Origin of the sequence: Streptomyces sp. NPDC019224, from assembly GCF_040632605.1 — a bacterium.
Lineage (GTDB): Bacteria > Actinomycetota > Actinomycetes > Streptomycetales > Streptomycetaceae > Streptomyces.
Genome location: NZ_JBEYCF010000019.1, coordinates 84,796 through 102,188 on the forward strand (window position 1 = coordinate 84,796; position 17,393 = coordinate 102,188).

Annotated in this window: 18 protein-coding genes; 9 read left to right on the plus strand and 9 right to left on the minus strand. The window is 71.3% G+C overall.

Annotated features, from left to right (window positions below; translation table 11 throughout):
* Nucleotides 1-59 precede the first annotated feature (59 nt).
* The gene (locus ABZ564_RS15200; protein WP_360855420.1) at nt 60-1,556 is read right to left on the minus strand and encodes an oligopeptide:H+ symporter; all 1,497 of its coding nucleotides are present in this window, start codon (nt 1,554-1,556) and stop codon (nt 60-62) included.
* A gap of 425 nt (nt 1,557-1,981) precedes the next feature.
* On the opposite strand from ABZ564_RS15200, the gene ABZ564_RS15205 reads away from it, so the two are divergent.
* Nucleotides 1,982-2,659, plus strand: a complete 678-nt coding sequence (locus ABZ564_RS15205) for a response regulator transcription factor (RefSeq protein ID WP_018104033.1) — start codon at nt 1,982-1,984, stop codon at nt 2,657-2,659.
* 64 nt (nt 2,660-2,723) lie between these two features.
* Nucleotides 2,724-3,989, plus strand: a complete 1,266-nt coding sequence (locus tag ABZ564_RS15210; RefSeq protein ID WP_360855423.1) for an ATP-binding protein — start codon at nt 2,724-2,726, stop codon at nt 3,987-3,989.
* Between the two features lie 29 nt (nt 3,990-4,018).
* Here the strand turns inward: ABZ564_RS15210 and ABZ564_RS15215 are convergent, their stop codons facing one another.
* Nucleotides 4,019-4,552 (minus strand): GtrA family protein, encoded by a 534-nt coding sequence (locus tag ABZ564_RS15215; RefSeq protein WP_360855426.1) that lies wholly within the window; start codon nt 4,550-4,552, stop codon nt 4,019-4,021.
* Between the two features lie 180 nt (nt 4,553-4,732).
* Between ABZ564_RS15215 and ABZ564_RS15220 the strand changes: the two genes are divergently transcribed.
* From ABZ564_RS15220 to ABZ564_RS15230, 3 genes are read left to right on the plus strand one after another with little or no spacing between them, the layout of a single operon-like run.
* Nucleotides 4,733-5,872 carry a 5-(carboxyamino)imidazole ribonucleotide synthase gene (locus ABZ564_RS15220; protein WP_360855429.1) on the plus strand — a complete coding sequence of 380 codons (1,140 nt, stop codon included), beginning with the start codon at nt 4,733-4,735 and terminating at the stop codon, nt 5,870-5,872.
* The gene (gene purE / locus ABZ564_RS15225; protein ID WP_360855431.1) at nt 5,869-6,408 is read left to right on the plus strand and encodes a 5-(carboxyamino)imidazole ribonucleotide mutase; all 540 of its coding nucleotides are present in this window, start codon (nt 5,869-5,871) and stop codon (nt 6,406-6,408) included. The genes ABZ564_RS15220 and purE overlap by 4 nt, the downstream gene beginning before the upstream one ends.
* Nucleotides 6,409-6,413: 5 nt before the next feature.
* Nucleotides 6,414-7,610, plus strand: a complete 1,197-nt coding sequence (locus tag ABZ564_RS15230; protein ID WP_360855434.1) for a dipeptidase — start codon at nt 6,414-6,416, stop codon at nt 7,608-7,610.
* A gap of 18 nt (nt 7,611-7,628) precedes the next feature.
* Here ABZ564_RS15230 and ABZ564_RS15235 read toward each other — a convergent pair whose 3' ends face one another.
* Nucleotides 7,629-7,988 carry a VOC family protein gene (locus tag ABZ564_RS15235; RefSeq protein ID WP_360855437.1) on the minus strand — a complete coding sequence of 120 codons (360 nt, stop codon included), beginning with the start codon at nt 7,986-7,988 and terminating at the stop codon, nt 7,629-7,631.
* 62 nt (nt 7,989-8,050) lie between these two features.
* Entirely contained in the window at nt 8,051-9,394 is a 1,344-nt protein-coding gene (locus tag ABZ564_RS15240) for a UDP-glucose/GDP-mannose dehydrogenase family protein (RefSeq protein WP_360855440.1), read from the minus strand.
* A gap of 175 nt (nt 9,395-9,569) precedes the next feature.
* On the opposite strand from ABZ564_RS15240, the gene ABZ564_RS15245 reads away from it, so the two are divergent.
* Nucleotides 9,570-10,727 carry an acyl-CoA dehydrogenase family protein gene (locus tag ABZ564_RS15245; RefSeq protein WP_360855443.1) on the plus strand — a complete coding sequence of 386 codons (1,158 nt, stop codon included), beginning with the start codon at nt 9,570-9,572 and terminating at the stop codon, nt 10,725-10,727.
* 42 nt (nt 10,728-10,769) lie between these two features.
* Here the strand turns inward: ABZ564_RS15245 and ABZ564_RS15250 are convergent, their stop codons facing one another.
* A complete protein-coding gene (locus ABZ564_RS15250) occupies nt 10,770-11,447 on the minus strand; it encodes a DNA alkylation repair protein (protein ID WP_360855446.1) in 678 nt (225 codons plus the stop codon).
* A 48-nt stretch (nt 11,448-11,495) separates the two neighbouring features.
* Nucleotides 11,496-11,873, minus strand: a complete 378-nt coding sequence (locus tag ABZ564_RS15255) for a nuclear transport factor 2 family protein (protein ID WP_360855449.1) — start codon at nt 11,871-11,873, stop codon at nt 11,496-11,498.
* A gap of 115 nt (nt 11,874-11,988) precedes the next feature.
* Between ABZ564_RS15255 and ABZ564_RS15260 the strand changes: the two genes are divergently transcribed.
* Together ABZ564_RS15260 and ABZ564_RS15265 are read left to right on the plus strand one after the other, a co-directional pair.
* Nucleotides 11,989-12,480, plus strand: a complete 492-nt coding sequence (locus tag ABZ564_RS15260) for a hypothetical protein (RefSeq protein ID WP_360855452.1) — start codon at nt 11,989-11,991, stop codon at nt 12,478-12,480.
* Nucleotides 12,477-13,283 (plus strand): class I SAM-dependent methyltransferase, encoded by an 807-nt coding sequence (locus tag ABZ564_RS15265; protein ID WP_360855455.1) that lies wholly within the window; start codon nt 12,477-12,479, stop codon nt 13,281-13,283. Before ABZ564_RS15260 ends, ABZ564_RS15265 begins: the two co-directional genes overlap by 4 nt.
* Here ABZ564_RS15265 and ABZ564_RS15270 read toward each other — a convergent pair.
* Together ABZ564_RS15270 and ABZ564_RS15275 are read right to left on the minus strand one after the other, a co-directional pair.
* Nucleotides 13,268-13,810: a histidine phosphatase family protein gene (locus ABZ564_RS15270; protein ID WP_360855458.1), complete on the minus strand. Its 543-nt coding sequence runs from the start codon at nt 13,808-13,810 to the stop codon at nt 13,268-13,270. The genes ABZ564_RS15265 and ABZ564_RS15270 overlap by 16 nt on opposite strands.
* A gap of 31 nt (nt 13,811-13,841) precedes the next feature.
* Nucleotides 13,842-15,146: an LCP family protein gene (locus tag ABZ564_RS15275; RefSeq protein WP_360855461.1), complete on the minus strand. Its 1,305-nt coding sequence runs from the start codon at nt 15,144-15,146 to the stop codon at nt 13,842-13,844.
* A gap of 119 nt (nt 15,147-15,265) precedes the next feature.
* Here ABZ564_RS15275 and ABZ564_RS15280 point away from each other — a divergent pair, with 119 nt between their 5' ends.
* Entirely contained in the window at nt 15,266-15,814 is a 549-nt protein-coding gene (locus tag ABZ564_RS15280; protein ID WP_360855464.1) for an acyl-CoA thioesterase, read from the plus strand.
* Between the two features lie 85 nt (nt 15,815-15,899).
* Here the strand turns inward: ABZ564_RS15280 and ABZ564_RS15285 are convergent, their stop codons facing one another.
* Nucleotides 15,900-17,267, minus strand: a complete 1,368-nt coding sequence (locus tag ABZ564_RS15285; protein WP_360855537.1) for an LCP family protein — start codon at nt 17,265-17,267, stop codon at nt 15,900-15,902.
* Nucleotides 17,268-17,393 lie beyond the last annotated feature (126 nt).

Here is a 17,393-nt window from a genome sequence, read left to right on the forward strand (position 1 = left end):
CACGGCGAAGGGGCCGCGCACCGGAATCGGTGCGCGGCCCCTTCGCCGTGTCCGGACGGTCAGTGCACGTCGCCCATCAGCTTCGAGACCTTCCGGCGGGACATCCACATGCCGACACCGGCGATGACCGCGATGACCGCTTCGATGGCGACGGCGCCCGAGGTGTTCAGGTCGACGCCGAGCTGCGGAGTGGTGAGCAGGCCGGTCACGGAGTCGCCGGCGGTGACCGCGAGGAACCAGACGCCCATCATCTGGGAGCCGTACTTCGCCGGGGCCATCTTGGTCGTCACCGACAGGCCGACCGGCGAGAGGCACAGCTCCGCGACGGTCTGGATGAAGTAGATCGCGACCAGCCACATCGGGCTGACCTTGCCGCCGTTGGCGGCGGTGTCGAGCAGCGGGATGAGGAAGACGACGAAGGAGATGCCGATGAGGACGAGGCTGGAGGCGAACTTGACGGCGGTGCTCGGCTCCTTGCCGCGCCGGTTCAGCCACAGCCACCCCGAAGCGGCCACGGGGGCCAGCGCCATGATGAAGATCGCGTTCAGCGACTGGTACCAGGACGTCGGGAAGCCGAATCCGAGGAGGCTGTTCGTCGTCGAGTCCTCGCCGAAGATCGACAGGGTCGAGCCGTTCTGGTCGTAGATCATCCAGAAGACGGCGGCGACCACGAAGAACCAGACGTAACCCGACAGCTTCGACTGCTCGGTCTCCGTCAGATCCTTGTCGCGCTTCATGCGGGCCAGTACGACGATCGGGACGACCAGGCCGGCGATCGTGATCGGCAGCAGTGCCCAGTCGGCGAAGTTCCCGGTGACGCCCAGCAGGGTGTAGAAGACGACGGCGGCGATCAGCCAGATCAGGCCCTTGCGCAGGACGGAGCGCTTCTCCTGCTCCGTCGCCGGCGTGGCGACGACGTCGCTCTCCGGGCTCAGGTGGCGGGTACCGAGCATGAACTGGGCGAGACCCAGCGCCATGCCCACCGCGGCGAGCGCGAAACCGAAGTGCCAGTTGACGTTCTCGCCGATGGTGCCGATGGTCAGCGGGGCGAGGAAGGCGCCGAGGTTGATGCCGATGTAGAAGAGCGTGAAGCCACCGTCACGGCGTGGGTCCTCCGGGCCGTCGTAGAGGTGGCCGACCATCGTGGAGATGTTGGCCTTCAGCAGGCCGGAGCCGAGTGCGACGAGCACGAGGCCCGCGAAGAAGGCCGCCGCGCTGGGCGCGGCGAGCGTGATGTGACCCAGGATGACGATGCCGCCGCCGATGGCCACGGTCTTGCGCGGTCCCCAGAACCGGTCGGCGATCCAGCCGCCGGGCATGGTGAGCAGATAGACCATCGCCATGTAGACGGAGTAGATCGCCGTCGCCGTGGTCGCACTCATGTGCATGCCGCCGGGCGCGATCAGGTACAGCGGGAGCAGTGCCCTCATGCCGTAGAAGCTGTAACGCTCCCACATCTCGGTCATGAAGAGCGTGGCCAGGCCCCGGGGGTGGCCGAAGAAGGTCTTCTCGCCACCCACGGTGCTCGACGGGTCCTTCGTCAGGCTGGACGCCATGATCGATCCTTGTGTGCTCGGGACGCGACGCCTCGAAGAAGCGGGTACGCGCCCGGTGGGGGGAGGCCGGCACCGCCGCGGGTACGCCCACCGCGACGGGATCCACACCCGGAGACGTCCTCATCGGCGGTCCGGGCCCGGCCCACAGGTCATTCACTGAAACTTCCGGGCCGGCGGGTACCGGCCCCGCACACAAAAGAGACCCTCGGCGCTCAGAGCAGCCCAAAGGTCCTTGAGTAGTGCAATAGGCGTTCAGCCACCATACGGCATGACAAAGACCGTTATGGAAGGACTTGAGAGATGGATCACAGGCGCGAGGGCGACCACAGTCGCATATTCGAAGGCCCTTCCGGTAACAGGGCGCAGACCCGCAGGGCTTCTGGATCACCACCCGCCCTGTCCCTCCCGCGGACTACCATCAGTGCATGACCCGTGTACTGCTCGCCGAGGACGACGCATCCATCTCGGAACCGCTGGCCCGCGCCCTGCGGCGAGAGGGTTACGAGGTCGAGGTGCGGGAAGACGGCCCGACCGCCCTCGACGCAGGTCTCCAGGGCGGCATCGACCTGGTCGTCCTCGACCTGGGGCTGCCCGGGATGGATGGCCTCGAAGTCGCCCGCCGGCTCCGTGCCGAGGGTCACACCGTGCCGGTCCTCGTCCTGACCGCCCGCGCCGACGAGGTGGACACGGTCGTCGGGCTCGACGCGGGCGCCGACGACTACGTCACCAAGCCCTTCCGCCTCGCCGAGCTCCTCGCCCGGGTCCGGGCCCTGCTGCGGCGCGGTGCCACCGAGCCCGCCCCCCAGCCCGCCACGCACGGCGTCCGCATCGACGTCGAATCGCACCGGGCCTGGATGGGCGAGGAGGAACTGCAGCTCACCGCCAAGGAGTTCGACCTCCTGAGGGTCCTGGTGCGGGACGCCGGCCGGGTCGTCACCCGCGACCAGTTGATGCGCGAGGTGTGGGACACCACGTGGTGGTCGTCGACCAAGACCCTCGACATGCACATCTCCTGGCTCCGCAAGAAGCTCGGCGACGACGCCGCCAACCCGCGCTACATCGCCACGGTCCGGGGCGTCGGCTTCCGTTTCGAGAAGAGCTGACGCACACGCGCGGGGGGTGACCGCGCTCCACGCCATCCGCCCGAGCTGACGTACAGAAGCAGGCATGCGCCGACGACTGATCAACTCCACCCTCGCCGTCGTGCTCGTGGTGATCGCCGTCTTCGGCGTCTCCCTCGTCATCGTCGAGACCCGCACCATCAGCAGCAGCGCCCAGGAGAGCGTCGACTCCGAGGCCCTGCGGCTGATCAGCGTCATCGAGAGCCGGCTGCTCGGCGCCGAGCGGATCAACCCCGGGGTGCTGGCCGAGCAGATCGACGACAAGCGCTACGCGCTGGTCAAGATGCCCGGCCGCTCTCCCATCGAGGTCGGCGAACGTCCCGGCGGCCGTGTGATCACCGCCACGGAGACGGGTGAGCACGGTGAGGAGGTCACCGTCGAGGAGTCCCGCTCCGCCGTCACCCGCGAGGTGGGCCGCACGCTGATGATCATCGGGGCGGTGGCGCTGCTGGCCATCGTCTCCGCCGTCCTCCTCGCCGTACGCCAGGCCAACAAGCTCGCCTCGCCGCTCACCGACCTCGCCGAGACCGCCGAACGCCTGGGCTCCGGCGACCCCCGCCCGCGCCACAAGCGGTACGGGGTGCCCGAGCTGGACCGCGTCGCCGACGTCCTCGACGCCTCCGCCGAGCGGATCGCCCGCATGCTGACCGCGGAGCGCCGGCTCGCCGCCGATGCCTCCCACCAGCTGCGTACGCCGCTCACCGCCCTGTCCATGCGGATCGAGGAGATCTCGCTGACCGACGACCCGGAGACCGTGAAGGAGGAGGCGCACATCGCCCTCGCCCAGGTCGAACGGCTCACGGACGTGGTGGAGCGGCTGCTGACCAACGCCCGTGATCCCCGGACGGGCTCGGCGGTCGTCTTCGACCTGGACGAGGTCGTCAAGCAGCAGATCGAGGAGTGGCGCCCGGCCTACCGGGGCGAGGGCCGCGCCATCGTCTGCTCCGGCAAGCAGGGCCTGAGCGCCGTCGGCACCCCGGGCGCGGTCGCCCAGGTCCTGGCCGCGCTGATCGAGAACTCCCTCATGCACGGCGGCGGTACGGTCGCGCTCCGCACGAGGGTGACCGGCAACCAGGCGGTGATCGAGGTGACGGACGAGGGCCCCGGGGTCCCCCCCGACCTGGGCGCGCGGATCTTCGAGCGGACCATCAGCGGCCGCAACTCCACGGGCATCGGCCTCGCGGTCGCCCGCGACCTGGCCGAGGCGGACGGCGGCCGTCTGGAACTGCTCCAGCAGCAGCCCCCGGTCTTCGCCCTCTTCCTGAGCCGCATGGCCCACCCGAGAGAGGAACCGGAACGCCCGGTGCGATAGGCCCGGCCCGTCCGCCGGGAGCCCAGGGCCTACCGGCGAGCCGTGTCCGCCTCGACCCGCCCGGCCGGAGCCGGCACGGACACCGGCCCGTTCACGAGGGCCTCTTTGCCGGCACCGGCCTCCGGGGGCGCGGGAAGCGCCTTGAAGACCCACGTCCGGTACGACCAGAAACGGAACAGCGTCGCCACGCCGATTCCGACGATCTTGAAGACGTTGCTCTGGACCGGGGTGTCCCAGCCGAACCCGTACGTGGCCGCGTACAGCACACCGGTCTCGATCACCGCGCCCGCCACGCTGAACAGCAGGAACAGGGCCAGCTCGCGGGCGCGGCCGGTCTTGTCGCGGTCGCGGTACGTCCAGTGGCGAAAACCCACGTAGTTGCACAGGATCGCGACGAACGTGGCGAGCAGACCCGCGCGTACGGTCGGGATGTCCGTGTAGCGCCACAGCAGGTTGGAGACGGCGATGTTGACGACCAGGCCGATCGCGCCGACCACGCCGAACTTGGCGATCTCCCGGGCCAGCAGCTCCAGCCGGGCCCGCAGTGCGCCTCGTTCGCTCATGTGATCGCTCAGCCCGTCCGTAAGTTCGGCTTCGTGTTCCGTCAACCCGGCCATGCTAACCAGGACGCCCTCCGGACGCCTGTGCGTACCGGCGCGGGTGTGGCGAGTCCGTGACAGGTCGGCAAGGCCCTCCCGCCCCCGGCCGGGACCGCCCCCGGGCGGTGCGGATACCCTGGGAGCGTGACGTTCCCGGTAGTCGGCATGGTCGGTGGCGGTCAGCTCGCCCGTATGACCCACGAGGCGGGCATCCCCCTCGGCATCAAGTTCAAGCTCCTCAGCGACACCGCTCAGGACTCCGCGGCCCAGGTGGCGGGCGAGGTCGTCGTCGGCGACTATCGCGACCTGGAGACGCTGAGGGCCTTCGCGCGCGGCTGTGACGTGATCACCTTCGATCACGAGCACGTGCCCACCGAGCACCTGCGGGCCCTGGAGGCGGACGGCATCCCCGTACGCCCCGGCCCCGACGCTCTGGTGCACGCCCAGGACAAGGGGGTGATGCGCGCGAAGCTCACCGAGATCGGCGCACCCTGCCCCCGCCACCGCCTCGTGAAGGCCCCGGCCGACGCCGCGGCCTTCGCCGAGGAGACCGGGGGCTTCCCGGTCATCCTCAAGACCGTGCGCGGCGGCTACGACGGCAAGGGCGTCTGGGTGGTCCGCTCCGAGGCGGACGCGGCCGAGCCCTTCCGGGCCGGTGTCCCGGTCCTCGCCGAGGAGAAGGTCGACTTCGTACGGGAGCTGGCGGCCAACATCGTCCGCTCGCCGCACGGCCAGGCAGTCGCCTACCCGGTCGTCGAGTCCGTCCAGGTCGACGGCGTCTGCGACACGGTCATCGCCCCGGCGCCCGAGCTCGACGAGAGCCTGGCGGGCGAGGCCCAGCAGCTCGCGCTGCGCATCGCGTCCGAGCTGGGCGTGGTCGGTCACCTCGCCGTCGAGCTGTTCGAGACCCGCGACGGCCGCATCCTCGTCAACGAGCTGGCGATGCGCCCGCACAACTCCGGGCACTGGACCCAGGACGGCGCGATCACCTCGCAGTTCGCCAACCACGTCCGGGCGGTCCTCGACCTCCCGCTCGGCGACCCGCGCCCCCGCGCCCCCTGGACGGTCATGTGCAACGTCCTCGGCGGCGACTACCCGGACATGTACCAGGGCTACCTGCACTGCATGGCGCGCGACCCGCAGCTCAAGATCCACATGTACGGCAAGGACGTGAAGCCCGGCCGCAAGATCGGACACGTCAACACCTACGGCGACGATCTGGCGGACGTGCGCGAGCGCGCCCGGCACGCGGCCGACTACCTGCGAGGAACGATCACCGAATGACTTCCCCCGCCACCGCCGCACCGGTCGTCGGCATCGTCATGGGCTCGGACTCCGACTGGCCCGTCATGGAAGCGGCGGCCAAGGCCCTCGACGAGTTCGAGATCCCGTACGAGGTCGACGTCGTCTCCGCCCACCGCATGCCCCGCGAGATGATCGCGTACGGCGAGAACGCGGCCGGCCGCGGCCTCAAGGCGATCATCGCGGGCGCGGGCGGCGCCGCCCACCTGCCCGGCATGCTCGCCTCGGTCACCCCGCTGCCCGTCATCGGCGTACCGGTCCCGCTGAAGTACCTGGACGGCATGGACAGCCTCATGTCCATCGTCCAGATGCCCGCCGGCATCCCCGTCGCCACCGTCTCCATCGCCGGCGCGCGCAACGCCGGCCTGCTGGCCGTCCGCGTCCTGGCCGCGGCCGACCCCGAGCTCCAGCGCCGGATGACGGAGTTCCTGGACGACCTGAACGACCAGGCGACCGAGAAGGGCAAGCGGCTGCGCCAGAAGGCCGCCGGCGCGGACTCCTTCGGCTTCGGGAAGTAGGCACCGTGACGGACCGACTGGACCGGGCCCGGGAACTCCTCGCCGAGTACCCGGTCGTCGACGGCCACAACGACCTGCCGTGGGCGCTGCGCGAGCAGGTGCGGTACGACCTGGCCGCGCGGGACATCGCCACCGACCAGTCGGCCCACCTGCACACCGACATCCCCCGGCTGCGGGCCGGGGGCGTCGGCGCCCAGTTCTGGTCCGTCTACGTCCGCTCCGACCTCGCGGGCGACGCCGCCGTCAGCGCCACCCTGGAACAGATCGACGCCGTCGCCGAACTGCTCGACCGCTACCCGGCCGACCTCCGGCGCGCCCTGACCGCCGACGACATGGAGGCGGCCCGCGCCGAGGGCCGGATCGCCTCCCTGATGGGCGCCGAGGGCGGCCACTCCATCGCCAACTCACTGGGCACCCTGCGCGGCCTGCACGCCCTGGGCGTCCGCTACATGACGCTCACCCACAACGACAACATCGCCTGGGCGGACTCGGCGACCGACGAGCCGGGCGTGGGCGGCCTCTCGCCGTTCGGCCACGAGGTCGTCCGCGAGATGAACCGCACCGGCATGCTGGTCGACCTCTCGCACGTCGCGGCGACGACCATGCGCGACGCGCTCGCCACCTCCGTCGCGCCGGTGATGTTCTCGCACTCCTCCGCCCGGGCCGTCTGCGACCACCCGCGCAACATCCCCGACGACGTCCTGGCCCTGCTCCCGGCCAACGGCGGCATCGCCATGGCCACCTTCGTGCCGAAGTTCGTCCTGCCGGAGGCCGTCGCCTGGACGCAGGCCGCCGACGAGAACCTGCGCGCGAACGGGCTGCACCACCTGGACACCACCGAGCACGCGATGAAGCTGCACGCCGCGTTCGAGGCGGCGAACCCCCGCCCGGTCGCCACCGTGGCCACCATCGCCGACCACCTCGACCACATGCGCGAGGTCGCCGGCATCGACCACATCGGCATCGGCGGCGACTACGACGGCACCGCCTTCCTCCCGCAGGGCCTGGAGAGCGTCGCCGGCTACCCGAACCTGATCGCGGAGCTGCTGCGCCGGGGCTGGTCCGCCGCCGACCTGGCCAAACTCACCTGGCGGAACGCCGTACGGGTACTGCGCGCCGCCGAGGACGTGGCACGGGACCTGCGCGCCCGGCGCGGCCCGTCGCACGCCACGATCGAAGAGCTGGACGCCCCGGCGGCCTGAGCCACCGGGGCGTCTTCCTCAGGAGGCGCAGAGACAGAACGGGTGCCCCGCCGGGTCGGCGTACACCCGGAAGGACCGTTCCCGGTCGTCCGCCTCCAGCACCGTCGCGCCCAGCGCCAGCACCTCACGCTCCGCCGCGTCCAGATCGTCCACCTCCAGGTCCAGGTGGAACTGCTGCGAGGCGTCGGCGCTCGGCCACTTCGGCGGTACGAAGCCGGGGGCGGCCTGGAAGGCGAGCGGGGCGCCCGCGCCCCCCTTGAGGTCCACCCAGTCCTCCTGCTGCTCGACCTCGCCGCCGATCAGCGCCGCGTAGAAGTTCGCCAGGGCGACGGGGTCGGGACAGTCCAGGACGACGGAACCCACTGCGGCCAGAGCCATGATGCTTCCTCCTCGGGCGGACTACCGGCAGACGGTTACCCGTATACCCCGTCCCGGGGGAGTCAGGCCGTCGGCCGGCCCATCGCCCGGTAGGTCCAGCCGGCCTCGCGCCAGGCGACCGGGTCCAGCGCGTTGCGCCCGTCGAGGATGATCCGGCTGCCCGCGACCGCGCCCAGCGCCTCCGCGTCCAGCTCGCGGAACTCGCGCCACTCCGTCAGGTGCAGCACGACGTCCGCGCCGCGCACCGCGTCGAGCGCGCTCTCCGCGTAACCGAGGGTGGGGAAGATGCGGCGGGCGTTCTCCATGCCCTTCGGGTCGAAGACGGTGACCTGGCCGCCCTGGAGGTGGATCTGGCCGGCCACGTTGAGCGCGGGCGAGTCGCGTACGTCGTCCGAGTCCGGCTTGAACGTGGCGCCGAGCACGGCGACCCGCTTGCCGAGGAAGGAACCGCCGCCCACGGCCTCCCGGGCCAGCTCCACCATGTGCCCCCGGCGGCGCATGTTGATCGAGTCGACCTCCCGCAGGAACGTCAGTGCCTGGTCGACGCCCAGCTCACCGGCGCGGGCCATGAAGGCGCGGATGTCCTTGGGCAGGCAGCCGCCGCCGAAGCCGATGCCGGCCCGCAGGAACTTCCTTCCGATGCGCTCGTCGTGCCCGAGCGCCTCGGCCAGCTTCGCGACATCCCCGCCGGCGGCCTCGCAGACCTCCGCCATGGCGTTGATGAACGAGATCTTGGTGGCGAGGAACGAGTTGGCGGCCGTCTTCACCAGTTCCGCGGTCGGGAAGTCCGTCACGACGAACGGGGAGCCCTCGGCGACCGGCACGGCGTACACCTCGCGCAGCAGCTTCTCGGCCCGCTCGCTCGTCACGCCGACGACGATCCGGTCCGGGTGCAGCGTGTCGTCGACCGCGAAGCCCTCGCGCAGGAACTCCGGGTTCCACGCCAGCTCCGCGTCGGCGCCCACGGGGGCCAGCTCCGCGAGGCGGGCGGCGAGCCGGGCGGCGGAGCCGACGGGCACGGTGGACTTGCCGACGACGAGGGCGGGCCGGGTGAGGAGCGGGGCCAGCGAGTCGAAGGCGCTCTCGACGTAGGACATGTCGCAGGCGTACTCGCCGTGCTTCTGCGGGGTGTTGGTGCAGACGAAGTGCACGTCGCCGAAGTCGGCCGCCTCCTCCCAGGAGGTGGTGAACCGCAGCCGCCCGGTGGATCCCTCGGCCCCCGTGACGTGCCGCCGCAGCATCTCCTCGAGGCCCGGCTCGTACATCGGGACCCGGCCGGCGGACAGCATCTCGATCTTCTCGGGCACCACGTCGAGGCCCAGGACCTCGAAGCCGAGCTCCGCCATGGCCGCGGCGTGCGTGGCGCCCAGATAGCCGGTGCCGATCACGGTGATCCTGAGGGCCATGAAGTGCTCCTGTGAGATGCGGACGGACATGCGGTGAACGAGCATAGTCCCGCCCGTGAAACCTCCCATTTCCGGCTGTCGCGCAGCTCACGGCCCGAGCGCGTATGCCGGGGGCGGGTCGAACACCTAAAATTGGGTTACTTAACGGTAGTTAGCACCCTGGGGAGTGAGCGTCTTGGCGGGTTCGACCGATTTCGACCTGTACCGTCCGGCCGAGGAGCACGACATGCTCCGTGAGACGGTGCGTGCGCTCGCCGAGGCGAAGATCGCCCCGTTCGCGGCCGCGGTCGACGAGGAGGCCCGCTTCCCGCAGGAGGCGCTGGACGCCCTCACCGCCGCCGACCTGCACGCCGTCCACGTACCGGAGGAGTACGGCGGCGCCGGCGCCGACGCGCTCGCCACGGTCATCGTGATCGAGGAGGTGGCCCGCGCCTGCGCCTCCTCCTCCCTCATCCCGGCCGTGAACAAGCTCGGCTCGCTCCCGGTGATCCTGTCCGGCTCCGAGGCCCTGAAGAAGAAGTACCTGGGCCCGCTGGCCAAGGGCGACGGCATGTTCTCGTACTGCCTCTCCGAGCCGGACGCGGGCTCCGACGCCGCCGGCATGAAGACCCGCGCCGTACGCGACGGCGACTTCTGGGTCCTCAACGGCGTGAAGCGCTGGATCACCAACGCGGGCGTCTCCGAGTACTACACGGTCATGGCCGTCACCGACCCGGCCAAGCGCTCCAAGGGCATCTCGGCCTTCGTCGTCGAGAAGTCCGACGAGGGTGTCTCCTTCGGCGCCCCCGAGAAGAAGCTCGGCATCAAGGGCTCCCCGACCCGCGAGGTCTACTTCGACAACGTCCGCATCCCCGCCGACCGCATGATCGGCGAGGAGGGCACCGGCTTCGCCACCGCGATGAAGACCCTGGACCACACCCGCATCACCATCGCGGCCCAGGCACTCGGCGTCGCCCAGGGCGCGCTGGACTACGCCAAGGGCTACGTCCAGGAACGCAAGCAGTTCGGCAAGCCGATCGGCGACTTCCAGGGCGTCCAGTTCATGCTCGCCGACATGGCCATGAAGCTGGAGGCCGCCCGCCAGCTCACGTACTCGGCCGCCGCCAAGTCCGAGCGCGTCGACGCCGACCTCACCTTCTTCGGCGCCGCGGCCAAGTGCTTCGCCTCCGACGTCGCCATGGAGATCACCACGGACGCGGTCCAGCTCCTCGGCGGCTACGGCTACACGCGGGACTACCCGGTGGAGCGGATGATGCGGGACGCGAAGATCACCCAGATTTATGAGGGCACGAATCAGGTTCAGCGGATCGTCATGGCGAGGAACCTGCCGTAAGTCCGCCGCGCCCGAGCCCCGCCCCGCTCCCGGGGCGGGGCTTCACGCGTCCTCGCCGCCCCGCCGCCGCACCATCTCCCCGATCCACGTGGGCGCGTACGGCGACGTGCACCCCTGGGGCGTCGGGTAGTCCTTGAGCACGCCCAGCCGCTCCCCGATGGCGAGGGCGCGGGCGCGGTGTCCGGGATGCTCGATGCCGATCCGGGCGAGGCAGGTGTTCATCGCCCACTGGAGGCGTTCCGGGGCGTCGCGCATCTCCGCCTCGATGACGTCGAGCAGCCCGCCGAGGTCGAGCCCGTCGGGCTTCTTCACCACCCGGTCGGCGGTGAGCGCCCACCCGGCGCTCGCGACGGCCGGATCGGCGTCCTCCGTCCAGGCGAGGCGCAGCTCCTCCGCGTGCGGGCTCTTCTTCACCACGTAGCCCACGAGCCAGTCGTGCACCTTCGGTGCCCGCGCCTCGCGCAGCATCCGGCCCAGCTCGTCCCGCGTGTACTCCTTCGGCCGGCAGACCAGCAACGCGACGAGCCGCGCGGCGGTGTCGTCGGTCTCCCACAGCTCGACGGCCAGCTCCTGCCGCTTCCCCAGCCGCTTGGCGAGGGCGCGCAGCTTGGTGAGGTTCACCCCATGGTCGTCCCCGTGCCGGGCGTTGACGGCCCGGGCCCGGGGGTCGTCGAGCGCGCGGAGCTCGGCCAGGACATCGGTGACGGCTGCTCCGGTCATCCGGGCCACCTTTCGTACGGGGTCGTTTCGGGTTCTCTTCCCTCGGTACTACATCGGTTCGACGAAGCCGGCCCGCCACTCGGGCCGCGGGTCCGCGCCGAGGCTCGTCCAGTACTCCGTGCCCCGGACGACCTGCCCGCCGCGGACGGTCCAGAACGACGCGGCGCGGAAGACGCCGAGACTTCCGTGCGGCACCTCGACCTCGGAGACGACCTCGTCGCCCTCGGCCACCACCTTGAGCACGTGAATCGACCAGCCCTCCGGATACTCGCGGTTCACCGCCACGAAGTCGTCCCGGCCGATGATGCGTTCGCGGCTGACCGGCCATTCGACGACGGCGTCCCTTGCGACCAACTCGGCGACACCTGCCCAGTCCCGCTCCTGGATCCGGCCCCACAGCGTCTCGATCACCTTCGAAGGTTCCATCGCAGGAGCCTCCCACAGAGGTCTGACAGCGGCCCCCGCGCCGGGGTGATACCCAACCGGGCGGCGTCGGCCGTCGCTCTCGCGTAACGTGCACGCAACGGCTGAGGGGAGTCCGGTGGGGGAGGACACGGCGCGACTGGCCCGGCTCTTCGACGCGCTCGGGGCCGAGGACGCCGAGGGGTGGGCCGAGTCCGAGGCCGAGGAAGGGCTGCCGCAGCTCGCCCGGTTCCGGTTGCTGCGCATGGTGTGGCAGGACATCGACGCCTGGAGCACCACCGCGCCCCAGTGGGTGGCCGCCTACCGCCGGGAAGGGGTGGCCGGCGGGGCCGTCGAGCGGGCCGTGCGGCTCGCGCTGACGGCCGAGGAGCTGGGGGAGATCGCCCGCGAGGTGGCGAGGGAGACCGCCTTCGCACTGCTCCAGGGGCTCGACGACCCGGCGCGGGGCGACGTCCCGGACGAGGTGGAGGGGCGGTTGCCCGGGTGGTTCCTCGGGGAGCTCTCCGCGCGCGGCGAACCCACCGGGCGCGTCCTCGGCGCCCTGCACGAGGACCTGAACGAGACCGAACCGCAGACCCCCACCAGCCGTACCGGAGGAGACGACACATGACCGCGTTCGACGTGATGGAGCGGCGGATATGGGACGGGCGGGCCGATGCCTACGCCCGCACCGCCGCCCGGCTCTGCGTCCGCACCGTGCCCGCCCTGCTGGACGCCGCCGGTGTCGGGGCCGGGACGCGCCTGCTCGACGTGGGGTGCGGCAGCGGCAACGTGACGGTCGCCGCCCTCGCGCGGGGCGCGGTCGTCCGGGCCGTGGACGCCGAGCCCGGCATGGTCGAGGCGACCCGACGGGCCGCCCCCGGGGCCGAGGTGCGCGCCGGGGCGCTGCCCCAGCTGCCGTACGCCGAACGGGAGTTCGACGCGGTCGTGGCGAACTTCGTGCTCAACCACGTCGGCCGCCCCCTGGACGCCCTTGTCGAGCTGCGCCGGGTCACCCGCCCCGGCGGCACCATCGCCGTCACCGTCTGGCAGCTGCCCGGCGCGCCGGGCCAGGCGCTGGTGGGGCGGGCCGCCCAGGCCGCCGGGCTCACCCGGCCCGACTGGCTGGCCACGGTCGACGAGGAGCACAACTTCCCGCGCACCAAGGAGGGGCTGGCCGCGCTGCTCACGGCCGCCGGGCTCAAAGACGTACAGAGCGCCACGCACGTCTGGGACCAGCGGGCCGATCCGGAGGACTGGTGGGCTGGTCCCGCCGCCGGGATCGGCGCGGTCGGCGGGATGATCACCGCCGCCGGCCCGGAGGGCGCGGCGGCGGCCAAGCGGGAGTACGACGTGCTGTGCGCCGAATTCCTGGCGGACGACGGGCTGTTGACGCTGCCGCACGCGGCGGTGCTGGCTCAGGGCAGGGTGTAGGAGACGCCCGGCTGCCACGGCGGCGGGTGTGCGACGAGGCTCTCCAGCCGGGCACCCGCGAGCAGGTGGTCCAGGGACCAGCGGTTCGCCGAGTGGGCGATCAGGAGGACGTGGCCCCCGTCCCACTCGGCCGCCAGGTCGCGCAGGAACGCGGCCGTCGCCTCGACCACGTCACGGTAGCTCTGGCCGCCGCCGGGCCAGGGGCGGTCGATGTGCCGCGTGCGCAGCGGATGCAGGACGGCGGTCGGGCCGCCGTTCAGCTCCCCGTAGTCGCATTCCCGCAGTCGCGCGTCCTGGAGGAGGACGGGGCTCCCGGCGCCGGCGAACGCGATGCGGGCCGTTTCCACGGCGCGGGCCAGGTCCGAGGTGTAGACGGCGTCGAGCCCGGTGCCGCGCCGGCGGTCGCCCAGTTCGGCGGCCTGGCGGCGTCCGAGCGGCGAGAGCCGGCCCGGAAGCCGTCCCGTGGCGATACCCGCCTCGTTGTCGGTCGTCGTGGCGTGCGACTCGTACACGATCCGTACGGGCATGGGGCTCCCGCCCGGGGGAAGGGGCGCCCCCTCAGTTCTCGGTGACCGTGACCTTCTCGTCGTTCTTCAGCTGCTCGACCAGCTGTTTCACCTTCGCCTTGTCCCACGCCAGGTTTCCGCCGACGTTGCCCGCGATCGGCATGTTCATCGACGTGCCGTCGCCGCCCGTGACGCCCTTCATCGCGAAGAACATCTTGCCGAGCGACCACAGCGACATGTCCTTGTCGACGATCAGCGTGTCCAGGCCCGCGCCCATCGTCGGGTACAGCTTGAACGGGTTGACGATCGTGGAGAAGGTCGCCGTCTGGCTCGCCAGCGCCGCGAGGAACTTCTGCTGGTTCTTCGTACGGTCCAGGTCCGAGGTGAAGGCGTGGCGGGTGCGGACGAAGGCCAGGGCCTCCTGGCCGTTCAGGGTCTGCTTGCCGGCCGGGAAGTCGGCGCCCGACCACTTGTCCTTGAACGCCTTCGGGATGTCCAGCTCGACCCCGCCGATCGCGTCCACGATCTTGGCGAATCCGCCGAAGCCGATCTCGACGTAGTGGTCGATGTGCAGGCCGGTGTTGAACTCGACGGTGCGCACCAGCAGTTCGGGGCCGTCCGAGGCGTACGCGGCGTTCAGCTTCGTCGTGCGGCCCGTGGCCTCGTACCTCTTGCCGGACTCGGAGCCGACGAACGACGGGATCTCGACGTTGGAGTCGCGCGGCAGCGAGACCAGCGTCGGACCGTTGTCGCCGGTGTGCAGGATCATCATCGAGTCGGTCCGCTTGCCGTCGGCCGAACCGGTGTGGAGCCGCTTCTTGTCCTCGGATGTCATGCCCTCACGGCTGTCGGATCCGACGATCAGGTAGTTCGTCCCCTCGCCCGCCTCCGGCCGTTCGATGACCTTGGACAGGTCGACGGCACGGTTCAGCTTGGAGTCGGCCCAGAAGTACGTGCCCACGGAGACGCCGAGCACCGCGACGACCAGGACCAGCGCGCCGATCTTGATCCGGCGGCCCCAGTCGGGCGCGGGCCGGGGGCGGCCCTGGACGTGACCCCGGTCACCGCCGTCACCGTGACCCGTGCCACGGCCGCCGCTTCCCGCGCCGTAGACCTGGCCCGTGTTGTACCCGCTGTCGTAACCCTCGCCGTACTGCGGGTCGCCGTCGTCGTAGCCCGTCGGCTGCTGCGGTACCGGCCGCCGGCGCGGCGGGGCGGGGCGCTGCCGCGGCGGGGCGGGGCGGCGCTGGACGTGCGGCATCGAGCGGGCGCTCTCGGGCCGCTCGTTCGCGCTGCCCTGCCCGTAGCGGTCGCCGCTGCGGTTGTCGTCGGTCCAGCCGTCGGGCCAATCGTTCATACGGACCAGTGTGCAGGTCGCGGCCGTCCCTCTTACAGGGTGTGAGAAAAATCGGGCCGGGGCTGTTGCGAAGCTGATGCATTGCGACGCGTTCCGAGCCCACACATATGGTGGATGGTATGACAGATCAGGCTCCGCGCCCGGAGGGCGACATTCCGGCCAAGCCCACCGAGGCGTCCCGTACCACCCTCAGCCACATCATGACCGGCAGCGACACCAATCTGCTGGGTACGGTGCACGGCGGCGTGATCATGAAACTGGTCGACGACGCGGCGGGTGCCGTGGCCGGCCGGCACTCCGGCGGGCCCGCGGTCACCGCCTCGATGGACGAGATGGTCTTCCTGGAGCCGGTCCGCGTCGGCGACCTCGTGCACGTGCGCGCCCAGGTCAACTGGACCGGCCGGTCCTCCATGGAGGTCGGCGTCCGGGTCATGGCCGAGCGGTGGAACGAGTCGACGCCCGCGACCCAGGTCGGCAGCGCGTACCTGGTGTTCACCGCGGTCGACGCGGACGGCCGGCCCCGCCCCGTACCGCAGGTGATCCCGGAGACCGAGCGCGACAAGCGGCGCTACCAGGAGGCCCAGATCCGCCGCACCCACCGGCTGGCCCGGCGCCGCGCGATCAGGGAGCTCCGCGAGAAGCGGTTGGCCGACGGCATCGAGGACTGAGGGCGCGGGGCCGATCGAGGGCGCGGGGCTCACCCCTGACCGGTTCCGTCCTCAAGCGCCGGACGGGCCGGGGTTGCCCGACAGCTCACGGGCACACCACCTCGTCCCCCTTCACCGCCCCGAACCGCCCCGGCTCCGGTTCCTCCGCGTGGACCCGCTCGACCTTGCGGTAGTCCTTGCCCGCCGTCACCCGCATCGTCGCCCCCTGACCCCGTACCGCCCGCAGCTCCGCCCCCGGCAGCGCCGCCGCCAGTGACTTCGCGGAGCGGTCCCAGCGCGGGTCGTACGTCACCAGGGTGCGCTCGAGGTCCTGCCGCGGTGCGGTGAGCGGGGCGCGGGTGGTGTCGAAGCCGGTGGCGTGCAGCGCGGCGTCGACCGTGGAGCCGAGACCGTCCCTGGCGGTGCCGTTGTAGACCTGGACGCGGATCCGGTTCGGCGGGACGTCGACCTTCTTCGCGGGGGCCTTCTCGGCGGGACGGGCGGTGGTGAGGGGTTCGTCCTCGCGCAGGGCGGTGAACAGCTGCTTCGACTTGGCCGGGTCCCACTTGACCGTGGAACCGATGCCCTTGACCTGGTGGGCGACATCGCTCATCGGCACCGAGGCGAACTCCGACGAGGCGGCGGAGAACCCCCGCATCGCCTGGCCGATGGAGAGCATCTGCTGCGTGTCGAAGCCCCGGTCGGCCCGTACGGACCTCAGCATCGTCGAGGCGACCTCGCGGAACTTCACCGGGTTCAGCAGCACCCCGCTGCTCGTCGCCTGCTCGATCAGCGAGGCCATGAACTTCTGCTGGCGCTGTATCCGGCCCAGGTCGGCGGCCCCGTCGATGTGCCGGGAGCGTACGTACTGGAGGGCCTGGCCGCCGTCGAGCGTATGGGGGCCGGCGGCGAGGTCCAGGCCCGTGTAGGAGTCCTTCAGCGGGCGGGTGGTGCAGATCTCCACACCGCCGAGGGTGTCGACGGTGGTCATGAAGCTGGTGAAGTCGACCTCCAGGTAGTGGTCGATCTTGACGCCGGTCATGTGCTCGACCGTGCGTACGGTGAGGCCGGGCCCGCCCTCCGCGTACGCCGCGTTCAGCTTCACCGGGTGCGCCGCGTGCTCCTCGCCGGTCGTACGGTCCCGGTGCGCGGGGATCTCCGCGTAGCTGTCGCGCGGCAGACTGACGACGCTGGCGCGCTGTTCGTCGGCCGACAGGTGCACCAGCATGATCGTGTCCGTGCAGTGGCAGGGCTCACCGCCCAGCCGGTACTTCCGCTTCTCGTTCCTGGTGATCCTGTCGCGGCCGTCGGTGCCGACCAGCAGCAGGTTCATGCCGCGCCCGTCGGCGGGCCGGTTCTTCATGTCCTTGAACGGATCGATGCGGTCGATCCCGCTTTCCAGGTTCGTCACGACCGCGTGCCCGATCCCGCCGGCCCCGAGCACGAGGACGGAGAGCCCGGTCGCCACCCGCATGCCCCAGTGCGGCCGCTCGTCCTTCTTTCGCGGCCGCCCGCGCCGCGGCGGCGCGGGGCGGGGCCCGGTCGGACGGGGGGAGCGGTGCGGCGTGGGCACGGGGGGAGACCTCCGCGGTGCGAGGGG

Excerpts from the sequence above, each read along its gene's own strand:
- ABZ564_RS15215 (WP_360855426.1), bottom strand. The coding sequence starts at position 4,552 with ATGAGCGAACGAGGCGCACTGCGGGCCCGGCTGGAGCTGCTGGCCCGG.
- ABZ564_RS15210 (WP_360855423.1), top strand. The coding sequence starts at position 2,724 with ATGCGCCGACGACTGATCAACTCCACCCTCGCCGTCGTGCTCGTGGTG.
- ABZ564_RS15200 (WP_360855420.1), bottom strand. The coding sequence starts at position 1,556 with ATGGCGTCCAGCCTGACGAAGGACCCGTCGAGCACCGTGGGTGGCGAG.
- ABZ564_RS15235 (WP_360855437.1), bottom strand. The coding sequence starts at position 7,988 with ATGGCTCTGGCCGCAGTGGGTTCCGTCGTCCTGGACTGTCCCGACCCC.
- ABZ564_RS15255 (WP_360855449.1), bottom strand. The coding sequence starts at position 11,873 with ATGGAACCTTCGAAGGTGATCGAGACGCTGTGGGGCCGGATCCAGGAG.
- ABZ564_RS15240 (WP_360855440.1), bottom strand. The coding sequence starts at position 9,394 with ATGGCCCTCAGGATCACCGTGATCGGCACCGGCTATCTGGGCGCCACG.
- ABZ564_RS15250 (WP_360855446.1), bottom strand. The coding sequence starts at position 11,447 with ATGACCGGAGCAGCCGTCACCGATGTCCTGGCCGAGCTCCGCGCGCTC.
- ABZ564_RS15280 (WP_360855464.1), top strand. The coding sequence starts at position 15,266 with ATGACAGATCAGGCTCCGCGCCCGGAGGGCGACATTCCGGCCAAGCCC.
- ABZ564_RS15285 (WP_360855537.1), bottom strand. The coding sequence starts at position 17,267 with ATGCGGGTGGCGACCGGGCTCTCCGTCCTCGTGCTCGGGGCCGGCGGG.
- ABZ564_RS15265 (WP_360855455.1), top strand. The coding sequence starts at position 12,477 with ATGACCGCGTTCGACGTGATGGAGCGGCGGATATGGGACGGGCGGGCC.
- purE (WP_360855431.1), top strand. The coding sequence starts at position 5,869 with ATGACTTCCCCCGCCACCGCCGCACCGGTCGTCGGCATCGTCATGGGC.
- ABZ564_RS15270 (WP_360855458.1), bottom strand. The coding sequence starts at position 13,810 with ATGCCCGTACGGATCGTGTACGAGTCGCACGCCACGACGACCGACAAC.
- ABZ564_RS15205 (WP_018104033.1), top strand. The coding sequence starts at position 1,982 with ATGACCCGTGTACTGCTCGCCGAGGACGACGCATCCATCTCGGAACCG.
- ABZ564_RS15275 (WP_360855461.1), bottom strand. The coding sequence starts at position 15,146 with ATGAACGATTGGCCCGACGGCTGGACCGACGACAACCGCAGCGGCGAC.